Origin of the sequence: Acanthopleuribacter pedis (genome assembly GCF_017377855.1) — a bacterium.
Classification (GTDB): Bacteria; Acidobacteriota; Holophagae; order Acanthopleuribacterales; family Acanthopleuribacteraceae; genus Acanthopleuribacter; species Acanthopleuribacter pedis.
This window is the reverse complement of the sequence record NZ_JAFREP010000025.1, coordinates 88981-101361: the sequence shown is the minus strand read 5'-3', so window position 1 is coordinate 101361 and position 12381 is coordinate 88981. Positions and strand designations below refer to the sequence as shown.

Genomic DNA, 12381 nt, shown 5'->3' with positions numbered 1-12381 from the left:
GAGGCCGCCTCGATATGACAAATTTTCCCAATGTTGGTTCGCCCGTCCTCCGCGATCAAGGATCGCCGGCAGTGTGGTGCCGCACATTGGTTCCCGGAAAGCATAAGGAGCAACGTCTTATGCACGGGTCTAATGTTGCGAGCCTTCGATTTGGCCACGAGTCACCACCGCTTCGTCTTCAATTGTTGGTTTTTGGTGAGCCAATCTTATGCATCGCTCGCCAATGCATTCAAGCTCAAAAACCTGCAACAACGTGTGAAAATGAAACACCGTTTACTTTTTTAATCGCGGGTGATGCGGTGGGGTCCCCAGCCTAAAACCAGCTCGCTGACGTCGACACCGGCGTTTTCCAGGATGGTGTAGGCATCGTAGACGAAGGCGGTTTCACCGAAGTTGGCGGAGTTGGAAGGGACGGCGCCCTGGGGGTTGCCGTACAACATGGGGTGGATCGGCGTGAACATGTCGTCCAACACCATGGTGTTCACCACCTGCCCGCCGACAATGGAATAAATGATGGGGCGGTCGCCGCGGTAGTCACAGGCAAACCCGTAGGTGCTGTTGTTGGTGTCGTAGACCTGCTGGGCGACCAGGTTGCGCCACACGCCGGCGGCGGAGTTCAGCGACATACTGGGCGGGGTGTCGGTATAGCTCTCTGAAACACAGCAGTAATCGTTGATTTTCCCGTATTCCGAAACAAAACCCTGACCCAGGTTGCCCAGCTCGGGAATCTCACGGTGCGCTTCCCAGTATCGGAATTCGCCAATCATGCCCTGATTGGCGCGGATCGCCATTTTGTGGTCGATGCTGTAGCTGGTGACCAGGCCGGTGGGCGACACGTAAATGCCGTCACCGGTGGTGCCGTCCTGCTGCAAGAACACGCGCTCATGGCTCGGTGCTTGCTCGCGGCGCTGGTAGCGGTGTTCCGGTCCCCAGCCGGTACCCATGAACTCGGCACCGGCATAGAACCCCTCGGTGAACAAAACGTAGTGGCCGGGATGGCGGAAGTTGCGGTAACCCAACTCGGTATCGCCGCCGTTCATCACCAGTTGCGCACCACTGATCACGGATTCACCCCAGGCGGCCATGTACACGGGCCCGGTCACCTGGGTCATGGTCACGGGCGGCATGATTTCCCACTCGAGGTTGTCGTTGCCGACGAAGGCGTACACGATGGGGTTCAATCCGCTGTAGTCGACGGCCATGGCGTAAACGTCGGCGACAGCGGGGGTAACCACGGTCGAACTCGTGAAGTTGCCGACCTCGGCACCGTTGTGACGCAGGCTGCCGGTGCTAACCCAAGCCACGCTTTGATCGTTTTCACCAAGGGCGGCATCGAGCGGTGCCTGGGCGGTGGCCACGGCCACGCCGTAATTGCCGGGATCGGCCAGGCGACGCCCCTCGAAATAATACCAACCGGAGCCTGGCTGCACGGCAACAGCGGACCGCACACCGCGCGGGGTGGCGTCGGCGAAGGTTATTTGGTGCCGCGTCGCATCCAAGGATACGCTGGGATAACGGTCCACGTCGCTCATCTGGACACGGCCTTTTTCCGGGAAGTAATTCGCATCGCGGGGGTTGGTACCGGCGTCGTGTTCCTGCAGGTTGGTGAAGGTATCGTTGTCGGGATCCAGGCCGGCGTCATTGGTGAGCGGGTCAAGTGAATAAGTGACTTCAAAGCCGTCACCCATGCCGTCGCTGTCACTGTCGGCGGAACGCGGATTGGTACCGTGGGTGTTGACCTCGTCGCCGTCGTTCACGCCGTCGTCGTCGCTATCGGGATCGTGGGGATCGGTGCCGTGGGTGGCCAGCTCGGCGCTGTCGGTTAAACCATCGCCGTCGCTGTCGCGGGTGTCGGCGGCGGCCAAAACATACACTGTCACGCTGTCGGTGCGGGTCATGCCGAAACGGTCGGTGACTGAGGCGGTGACGGTGTGCAAGCCCACCCCGCTTGCGACAAAGGCAAAGTTGGCGCCGGTAGCGCTGTTTCCGCCCGTTTCACTCCAGGAAATCGAGGCGGTCAGGTCGTTGTTTTCCCAATCCACGGCGGTCCCGGCGAGGGCGATCAATTCCCCTTCGTTAATCGACAGGGTGGTCGGCGTCAGGGTCAGCGTGGGTTTGGGGTTGGTGCGGTTCCAACCGAGGAACATGTCGTCGGGGTCGTCAATGACATTTCCGCCGATCCACAGGTCGGTCATGATGGTGGCAATGTCGTACTCAAACGGCATCAACGCGAGGTCGTTGCCAGGATTGATGGTTTGCTGAACCCCGCTGGTGAGCGGTTGGCCGTAGACGAAGATGTAGAGCGGATCGGTCACTTGATCCAGTTCCCAGCGGCCGTAATGAACACCCGGCCCACCGGAGGATTCGGCCATGATCACATGCACGATGGGATGGGTACCGCGGTAGTCGACGCAGAGACCGTAGGTGTCGCGTTCGCCGGAGAAAAAGCTGACGAATTCGTTGTTGTAGGTCACGCCGCCAAGCGCCAGCACCCCAATCGATTGGGTGTCGGCGCCGGCGTTGCCGCCGGTGGAGGTAGCCGAGGTGGAGACACCAAACCCGAGGTTGGCGGCGCCGAGGGTGGTAGCCCCCTCATAGTAGTAGATACCGGAGCCGGGTTGAATGGAGATGTCGGAGCGAACGGCGCTAACGGCGCCCTCGGTAAAGGTCACGCCCAAGCGGTCTTGGGTCAGTTGAACACCTGGCGCGGCGTCCTCGGGATTGAGGCGGGTGACGGTGACGGCCCCGGGAAACGAGGTCGCGCTGTTGGGGTTGGTCCCGGCCTGGAACTCTTCCAGGTTGGTGTAGGTATCGCCGTCGAGGTCGAGCGCGCCGTCGTCCACGGTGGGATCCAACGTGTAGGTCACCTCGTAACCGTCGGGCATGGTGTCGCTGTCGGTGTCGCTGCTGAGTGGGTTGGTGTTGTGGGTATTGACCTCGTCGCCGTCGCTGAGGCCGTCGTCGTCGCTGTCGGGATCGTTGGGATCGGTGCCGCGGTCGCGTTCATCACCATCGGCAAGGCCGTCACCGTCGCTGTCGATCAGGTCGGGGTCGACCACGGTAAAAGTGACGGCGGCGGTTCCGGTCGCGCCCTCGCTGTCGGTCACGCTCGCGGTTAAAACATGATCGCCCAGCGTGTTAACCGTGAAGGAGAAGGTTCCCCCGGTGGCGGTATTGGCGGAAGCGCTGTCGGTCCAGGCGATGGAAGCGGTCATGTCGCCGTCCTCGAAGTCAATCGCGCCGGCCTCCGCGGTCAGGGTGGTGCCAACGTCAATATTGCCGCCGGCGGTGCTGATGCTAACCACGGGGATGCGGTTGGCATTGGGATCGGGATCTTGCCAACCAACCACCAACGCCTCGGGATTGCTCACGCCGTGGTCGGTAATGGCGGTGAGCGGATCGTAGTTGAAGGGGCGCCCAACGGTGTCGTTGCCGGGATTCACGGTTTGTTGGATACCGTCGGTGACGGGGTTACCGTAGACAAAAATGTACAGGGGATCGGTAACCTCGGTCATGGTGCGTTGCCCGACGACGGTGCCGGGACCGCCCAAGGTCGCGCTAACGATGACGTAAACGGTGGGGTTGGCGCCGCGGTAGTCCACAACCAAACCGTAGTATTCCTGTTCACCGGAGAAAAAGGAGACGAAACCGCCCTCGTAGGCGATGCCGCCGAGCGCGTGAACACCAATACTTTGGTTGTCCGCGCCACCAAAGGCGTCCAAAGCGGCGGCCGAGGTAGCGACGCCGAATCCGAAGTCGCCGGCGTCAACCATACGGCGGCCCTCGTAGTAGTACATGCCGGCGCGTGGGAACACGGACAGGGTCGAACGCACGGCGCGCGTGCCGAAATCGGTAAAGGTCACGCCGAGGCGGTCTTGGCTGAGCACCACGGATTGGTGTTTGTCGTTTTCGTTGAGCAAGGTCAGGCCGGGCGCGCCGGGGTAGCTGCCGTCGTCGTTGGGATTGGTCCCTTCCTGGTATTCCTGCAGGTTGGTGTAGCTGTCGTTGTCAGGATCAAGGGCGCTGTCATCAACCAGGGGATCGAGTGAAAAGCTCACTTCCCAACCGTCGGGCATGCCGTCGCTGTCGCTATCGGCCGAGAGCGGGTTGGTGGCGAGCGTAAGCACTTCTTGGCCGTCGGTCAAACCATCGTCGTCGGAATCGGGATCGTTGGGATCGGTCCCGTTTTGGGCCTCGAGCGCGTCATTGAGGCCGTCGTTGTCGGAATCCACGGTGGCAGGATCCAAGACGGTGACGGTGACGGAATCTGAGGCGACACCGTCGTTGCCGTCGGTCACGGTGGCGGTAATCACATGGGCGCCGATGTTGGTCGGCGTAAAGGTGAACACGGCGCCGGTGGCGGTGTCGTCGCCGTTGTCATCGGTCCAGACCACGGCGGCGCCAAGGTCGCCGTCCTCGGCGTCGGTCGCGGTAGCGGTCAAGGTAACAGCGTTGCCTTGGACCACGTCCAAATCGCTTTCAGCAATGGTCACGGTCGGCAAGGTGTTCTCACCCACCACGGTGAGTGCCAAACTCGCGCTATCGGTTTCGCCCCCGGAATCGGTGATGGTGACATGGATGCTGTGCACCCCGAGTTGGGTTGGGGTATAAGCCCAGGTGCCGCCGGTACCGCTCTGGCTTTCGAAGGTGTCTTCCCACTGAATGGTCGCGCTGATATCACCGTCCTCACGATCCTCGGCGGTGGCTTGCAAGGTGACCTCGGTGCCGGTAATCACGGTGGTGCTTTGGCTGATCAAGGTCAGTCGCGGTTTGCGGTTGCGGTTGGGTTCGGGATCCTGCCAAGCGAGGATGAGTTCGTCGACCCCGTCGATTTCGGCGGCGGTCAGAATCGCGGCGGCATCGTAAACGAAGGGCGCGGTTTCCACATCGTTACCAGGGTTAATGGTCTGCTGGATGCCCTCGGTGAGCGCGTTGCCGTAAACCAGGATGTGAATCGGCTCGGTGGTGCCGTACATGGCTTGTTGGGCGATGATTTGACCGGCCTCACCATTGCTCTGCGCGGCAATCACATAAACCATCGGATTCATGCCGCGGTAGTCGACGGCGATGCCAAAGGTGTCCGGCGCGGCGGTAAAGAAGGTTTGGAACTCGCCGTCGTAGGCCAGGCCACCCAACATGTTGACACCCAGCCCGGAGGTCGTCGATCCCCCGTAGTTATCGAGCGGTGCATCCGCGGTGGCGACCCCGAAGCCGTAGTTGCCGGTATCCACGGTACGCGTGCCCTCGAAATAGAAGAAACCGCTACCGGATTCGATGGATTTGTCGGAACGCACGCCGCGGTGGCCGACCCCGGTATAAGAAACGCCGAGCAGATCCGGGGTCAGGTTAACGGTGGGATCTTTGTCATTGGGGTTGAGGAAGGTGCTGGTACTCGCGGGATCGTTGGCACGTAGGTTCCACCCCAGTTTCAGGTCAAGCACCCCGTCGACCCCGGCGGCTGCCAAAACGGAAAAGGGATCGTAGGCAAAAGGTTCGACGGTGGTGTCGTTGCCGGGGTTAATCCCCTGTTGGAAGGTGCCGCTAACAGGTTCCCCATAGACCATGATGTAAAGGGGTTCGGTGACCTGATCCATCACCACGGAACCAATCAGCGCGGCCTCACCACCGATGGTGGAGGAAACCAGCAGGTACACGATGGGATTGGCGCCGCGATAATCAACGGCCATCCCATAGGTATCTTGGTCACCACCGAAAAAGTGGGTGAATTGCCCGTTGGCGGCCATGCCGCCCATGGCACTTACACCGACACTTTGCGCGTCGTAGCCGGCCCATTGGTCCAAGGCGGCGGCGGCGGTGGCCACGCCGAACCCGTAGTTGCCGGCGCCGGTCAGCCGTTGACCTTCGAAATAAAAGAACCCGGAACCGGGTGCCACGGCCACGTCGGAACGCACGGCGTGGTGACCCCCGAGGGTGAACTGAACCTGAAGACGGTCATTTGACAAAACAACGGAGGGATCGCGGTCCTCGGGATTTAGCAAGGTGATGTCGGTCGCACCGGGATAGCTGCGCGCGGAACGGGGGTTGGTGCCGGCCTCGTACTCGGCGAGGTTGGTGAAGCCGTCGCCGTCGAGATCACCCTCGGTATCGTCGGTGCGTGGATCGAGACCCCAGCGAATCTCGAAACCGTCCGGCATGGAATCGCCGTCGGTGTCGGTACTGAGCGGATTGGTATTGTAGGTGTGGACCTCGTCACCGTCGCGGATGCCGTCGCCGTCGCTGTCCGGGTTGTTGAAATCGGTGCCGGCCAGGTTCTCGTCGCCGTCGGTTAAACCGTCGCCGTCGGTATCACCCGAGCCGTCGATCACGGTGACTTGGCGGGTAAGGGTCAGGGATTCCGCGGCTGAATCCACCACGGTCGCCGATAAGGTGTGGATCCCCGATGTCGCGGTTTGGTAGCTCAGGGTGCCCCCGGTTGCGGCGGCGCCGTCATGATCGGAGCGCCACGCGATGGCGGCGGTCAGGTCGCCGTCCTCGGCGTCAAAGGCGGTGGCGGTGACGGTAAGGGTTTCGCCCAGCAAGAGCACATCGGGTACTTCGCCGAAACGGATGGTCGGCCTGCGGTTGGCGTCGGGATCCGGCAGGTTCCACCCAAGCACCAGATCTTCGGCACCGTCAACACCGTGGTCTTGCAGCACCTGCACGGGGTTATAGACGAAGGGTTCCACGGCAACGTCATTGCCCGGGTTCAGTCGGAGTTGGACGCCGCTGTCAAAAACGGGTTGTCCGTAGAGGAAGATAAACAGGGGTTCGGCAATGTCGCTCATCTCAAGCTGGTGGACCAAATCGGGACCTTCACCGGTATCGAAGATGACGTACACGCGGGGATGGGCGTTGCGGTAATCCACGGCCAAGCCGTAGGTTTCGGGTTGCGCGGAGAAAAAGGCCACAAAGTCCCCGGCATAGGAAATCCCGCCGAGGGTGTTGACGCCGAGGCTGTTCGAATCAACGCCGGCGAATTGGTCGAGCGCGCTCCCCGCGGTGGCAACGCCATAACCAAAATTGCCGACCACGGTGCGTCGCTGAACCTCGTAGTAGAAAAAGCCGTCACCCGGTCCTATCGAGGTGGTTGAGCGGACCCCGCGGTGTTCGGTATCGGTGAAGGTCACCCCCAAACGTTCGTCATCGAGCACCACGGTTTCGTGGCGATCCTGGAGGTTGAGCAAGGTGATCCCGGTGGCGCCGGGGTAGCTGTTGGCGGAGCGCGGATCGGTGCCGGCCTCGTATTCCTGTAAGTTGGTGAATTGGTCGCCGTCGGGATCGGCGTCGGCGTCGGCAACGGTCACCTGCAAGCCGTGGCTGACTTCATAACCGTCGGGGATGCCGTCATTGTCGGTGTCGCTGCTGAGCGGGTTGGAACCGAGGTTGTTAACTTCTTCGCCGTCGCTAAGCCCGTCGTCGTCACTGTCGGGGTCGTTGATGTTGGTGCCGTTGATCAATTCCTGGGAATCGGTCAAACCGTCGTTGTCGGTATCGGTGGTGTCATTGTCGATGACCCGAATTTCCAACACGCCCCCGGAAAACAGGCCTAATTCGTCGACGACCCGCACCACGATGGTGTGGACACCCAGCACGGTGGGCGTCCAATTAAAACTGCCACCGGTACCGCTTGTTCCCTCGGCATCGTCGGCCCAGGTGATTTGGGCGGTGAGGTCACCCTGCTCGGGATCACGCGCGCTCGCGGTGAGCACCTGCGCCTCGCCGACCAACACCACTTGCGGCGCGGCGTCGAGGGTCAAGGTGGGCCGTTGGTTGCCGTTGGGATCGGGTTCGTTCCAACCCAGTTCCACGGTTTCACTACCGTCCACGCCGGCCTGCGCCAAGAGGGTGTTGGGGTCGTAGCGGAAAGGCGCGGCCAATAGATTGTTACCGGGATTAATCGTCTGTTGCACACCGCTGGTCGCGGGTTCACCGTAAACTAAGATGTGCAGGGGTTCGGTCACATCGGGCATGGCCAGGTCGGTGATTACCTCACCGCGCCCCTGATCGTCGCCGGCCATAAGGACGTACACATGGGGCGTGTCGCCGCGGTAGTCGACAGCGATCCCGATGGTGTCCGCGGTCGACGAGAAAAAATGGACGAACTGGTCGTCGTAGGAAATGCCGCCCAAGAGATTGATGCCGATCGATTGGTTATCCGCGCCACCGTAAGTTGCCAGGGAAGCGGCCGCGGTAGCGACACCAAACCCAAAATTGCCGGCGTCCACCTCGCGACGGCCCTCAAAGTAAAAGAAGCCGGAACCGGGGGCAATACCTTTATCGGAGCGCACGCCGTGGTGGCCGCCCGCGCTGAAAATCGCGCCGAGTCGGTTCGCACTCAGCGTGATGGATGCGTCCTTGTCCGTTTCGCTCAGGAAAGTCAAAAATTCGACACCGGGAAAGTCGGCCGGATCGCTGGGATCGGTGCCTTCCTGGAATTCGGTGATGTTGCTGAAGCCGTCGTTGTCCAAATCATCGTCGGCGTCGTTCACGGTCGCGTTTAACCCAAACCCCACCTCGTAGCCGTCAGGCATGGTGTCGCCGTCGCTATCAGCCGCGAGTGGGTTGGTGCCGTGGGTATCCACCTCGGCGCCGTCGAGCAAGGTGTCGTCGTCGCTGTCGGGATCGTTGGGGTCGGTACCCAGTTCTTCCTCACGACGGTTGGTCAGGCCGTCCTCGTCGGGATCCAATTCACCGGGATCTACCACGTTCACGGTAATCTCGGCACGGCCGGTCGCATTTTCAACATCGGTCGCGGCAGCGGTCACGGTAAAAGCGCCGGCGGTGGCCGGCGTTAGGGTGAAGGAACCGCCCACGACGGTTTCACCGCCACCGCTCCAGCTCCAATTGATCGCCGTGGTAAGGTCACCGTCCTCGCGGTCCTCGGCGGTCGCGGTAAAAGTCACGGCCTCGTTGATGAACACCTGCAACCCGGTTTCCTGGGCGATGGTCACCACGGGCCGTTGGTTGGCATTGGGATCGGGGGGATTCCAGGTCGTCCGCAATTCATCAACCCCGGGCACCTCGGCGGCTTGCAAGACGGCGGCGACATCGTAATGCATCGGCGCGGTATTGAGATCGTTACCGGGATTGATCGCCTGCTGGAAGGTGTCACCCACGGGGTTGCCGTACACCAAAATAAACAGGGGTTCGGTAACGGCATCAAGCGTTTGGGTATGAGCCAATACGCCGGGACCTTCGAGGGTTTGGCTGACAATCACGTACACAATCGGGTTGGTGCCGCGGTAATCAACCGCCAAACCGTAGGTTTCGTGTTCGCCTTGGAAAAACGCCGCGAATTCACCGTTGTAGGACACCCCGCCCAGCATGTTCACACCCAACGACTGCAAGTCGCTGCCCCCGAAATTGTCGAGCGGCGCGGCACCGGTCGCCACCCCGAATCCATAATTACCAGTTTCAACTAGGCGACGGCCCTCGAAATAATAAAAACCGGAGCCGGCCTCGATCGATCGGTCACTGCGAACCCCAAAGTGGCCGGACCCCGTCATGCGCGCCTGCAATCGGTCTTCACTCAATTCAATGGTTTCGTGTTTGTCGGTGGCCGACAAAAAGGTGACGAAATCGCCCTCGGGCATCGCGCTCTGAACCTCTATTTCGCGCGTATCCTCAAAAACACCGACCCCGTCCAGCGCCACCCGCGCGGTCACGCGATAGACACCCGGCCGCGTCGCACGGAATTGGAACAGGGGGCCCAATCCCGTTGCATCGCTCGCGGTCGTCGTCCAGGTAACGGCTTTGCTTAAATCATTGCCGAGATCATCCACGGCACGTGCGCGCACCTCGATCAGATCGGTCACGAACACACGCGTTTGGACTTGGGTAATGGCAAGGGCAACATCGCTCGCCTGTTGGGCGTCGACCTGAATCGAAACGGTTTGTGATGCAACGGCACCCTCGGCGTCACGCACCTCGGCGGTTAAACGGAGCCGTCCCGCGCTGTCGAACTGGTGCTGAAGCCTGGGCCCGGTCGCCAAAGGGTTGTTGTTTTGATCCAACCACTGGATGTGGTCGCTGAGATCGCCGTCCTCCGCATCTTGTGCCGCGGCAGTGAGGGTAAATGATTCGCCGACAATCACCCGCGTGGGGGCGTCGGTAATCGCCAAACGGGGCGCCTGGTTTTCCGGCGCCACCACCTCAATCGTGTGTTCCAATTCAGCGCGTTCGCCCTCGGCATCCACCACCGAGACGGTGACCCCATAGAAACCGGCCGTTTCGCGAACGAAGCTGTAGCGGGGACCTTCGGCCCGATCCGAACCGGCCCGCCACGACAATGCCGCGGATAAGTTGCCGTCCTCGGCATCAATCGCCTCGGCCTGAAAGACGGCAACCTGACCGACAGCCACCTGATCAGGTCGGGCCAGCCAGGAAAGACGCGGGGCACTGTTTCCGGCTTCAATCTCGATGAGACGGGACAGGCTCACGGCCTGGCTTTGGCTGTCCCCGACGGTCACCTGAAGCTCAAAGCGACCAACGTGGGTCGGCTCCCACGTAAAGGTCGCCCCGGTGCCGCGCGCATTGCCGGCGCGCCATTGGATGCGCGCGCTGAGATCGCCGTCCTCCGCATCTTCGGCCCGCGCGCGGAAGGTCAGCGCTTCACCCACGCGGCCGGAACGCGGCGCCTCAAGCAGTTCCAGCGCGGGCGGACTGTTGCCGGCAAGGGCGATAATCCGATGCTGAATCCGTGCCTCGGCCCGCGCACTGTCCCGCACGACGATCTCGATGTGATAGGTGCCGGCACGTGCAAAAAGAAATTCAGCGGTCTCACCCACGGCCGCATCACCGGTTTCAGAAACCCGCCATTCAATCCGATGGGAAAGGTTGCCGTCCTCCACATCCTCGGCCCGCGCGCGCATGGCGAAACGCGAACCAGCTTCCACGCTGTCCGGCGCGCTGACCAGGGTCAATTGCGGCGCTTGGTTGGCGGGCGCGGAACCCGTCGGCCAGCCCCACTGCAGGGCGCGCACATCAAAGCCCGATTCGTTAATCAGCGCGGCAACATCAAAAGCCGCGCTGCCCTGACGCAAACCGGAAAAAGCAAATTCTTGGCTGTAATTTAAAGCGCCGCGGGTCCCAAATGCACACAAATACCAGGCATCGTGGGCCTGCCGTGGGATAACCCGCGCCAACAAGCTCGGACTGCCGTTGCGGCGACCTAAAATCCAAAAGGTGGGCACCTGATCGCGCAAATCCACCACGACCGCGGTGGTTCCCGGCCCGCCGTCACCCGCGGCCATTAACCGGCCGTCCACCCAGACGGACCCGTCAACCATCACCGACACACCCAACTGATCACGGCCGGGCACCCGGTCCAAGGGATCCCGCGCACCGATCAGACCAACACCCAGAACAGCGGGTGCTTCTAGGTTTTGCCATTCCATATAATAAAGGCCGTCGTTGGGCTTAATCGGCGTTTGCGAGCGAACGCCCGCGCTCCAATTCGAGGTGTAACCCACGGCGGAACGGTCGGAACTTAGCGCCACATCGGGATGGCGATCTTCGGGATTAAACTGGGCGAACAAAGGCCCGATACACAGGGTTGCGATCAAAAAGCAGCGCAGACAGGATGAAACAGCGAATTCCGAAAAACCCATCGACATCTCCATATAGAGGTCGACCCGCGGTTGCGGGGTGGTTGGGCTACGTAAAACGGCAACGCCGGGTGTTGGTTACAGGGTGTCGCGGGGTTCCAGAACCGCAATGACCCTCACGGGTAAAACGGGTTATGGGATCGAAACAACCGTGTTTGGCGTTAACCAGGTCACGTGTGAGCGGTTACAACGTGCTGTTGGGTCGGTGTTGGGTGCAACGAGAAGCGCGGAGAGCGCGAAACCTGTTGGTAGAACCAGGTTGGTTTCGCTAGGAGGGCACGAAACGGGCGGGTAGCGCCAAGACAGTTTCGCAAGTTCCATCAAAAAAAGGGATCAGTCACCACGGTCCCCGAACGCGGGCAAAGCCCGCGTTTGGCTCATTTCTCGCGGAAACCGCGCGGAATGAGCTGAAAGGTAGGCGGTGGGATCAGAAAAAATGCCTCGTGAGAATCGCGGGATTCGAAGCTTTTCAAGCAGGGTCCCAAACAATGAATGCTGATTACGGATCCGGTAGCGCCAAGCAGATAGGCTGGGAGGGGTGATTTTGAACGGTCAAAATCGAGTCAGGCGGCACCGACAAGCCTGTCGTTGAGAACAACACGAGAAAGCGAACAGTGGTTTTTGCACGGGATTCACAACCACCTTCGGCCCGTCACAGTTCATGCGCGACGGGCAATCGATGGTTTTTGGTTCCTAACAAGAACACCTATTCAAATTCGAGGTGTCATCATCAAAAGCCACCACGCTTTATCGGTTACCTGGCGTTGCCAAACGG

General features: G+C 60.9%; 1 protein-coding gene. It reads right to left on the bottom strand.

The window, feature by feature from the left end; genetic code table 11:
• Positions 1–281: 281 nt before the first annotated feature.
• A complete protein-coding gene (locus tag J3U88_RS24010) occupies positions 282–11609 on the bottom strand; it encodes a hypothetical protein (RefSeq protein ID WP_207861535.1) in 11328 nt (3775 codons plus the stop codon).
• Between the last annotated feature and the right edge of the window lie 772 nt (positions 11610–12381).